This window comes from Verminephrobacter aporrectodeae subsp. tuberculatae At4, assembly GCF_000193225.1.
GTDB lineage: Bacteria > Pseudomonadota > Gammaproteobacteria > Burkholderiales > Burkholderiaceae_C > Acidovorax > Acidovorax aporrectodeae.
This window is the reverse complement of the sequence record NZ_AFAL01000220.1, coordinates 1-478: the sequence shown is the minus strand read 5'-3', so window position 1 is coordinate 478 and position 478 is coordinate 1. Positions and strand designations below refer to the sequence as shown.

General features: G+C 72.0%; 1 pseudogene. It reads left to right on the top strand.

Annotated elements, in window-relative coordinates:
- Window positions 1-478 (top strand): annotated as a pseudogene (locus tag VTU_RS25970) (sarcosine oxidase subunit alpha); the annotation flags it as partial.

The following is a 478-nucleotide window of genomic DNA, read 5'->3' as shown; positions in this document are numbered from 1 at the left end:
CGACGGGCGCGACGGCGACGCCTATATCCGCTCGGTGCAGGCGGCCCTGTCCGGCATGCCGCACGTGGACGTGCTGACCCGCAGCACCGCGTTCGGCATGCACGCGCAGAACTTGGTGCACGCGGTGGAGTTGGTGCAGGACCATATCGCCCCGGCCGGGCGCCTGGTGCATCTGCCGCGCCAGCGCCTGCACAAGATCCGCGCGCGCCAGGTGGTTCTGGCGACCGGCGCCATCGAGCGCCCGCTGGTGTTTGGCAACAATGACCTGCCGGGCGTGATGACGGTGTCCGCCGCGCAGACCTTTCTGCAGCGCTACGGCGTGCGCGTCGGGCAGCGCGTGCTGATCTGCGGAACCAGCGATCTGATCCACGATGGCGCCGAGGCCCTGGCGCAGGCCGGGGCCCGCGTCACCGTCGCCGACGTGCGCCATGGCGCGTGCGCGCGCAACGGCAGCTACCAGGTGCTCGCGGGCCATGGC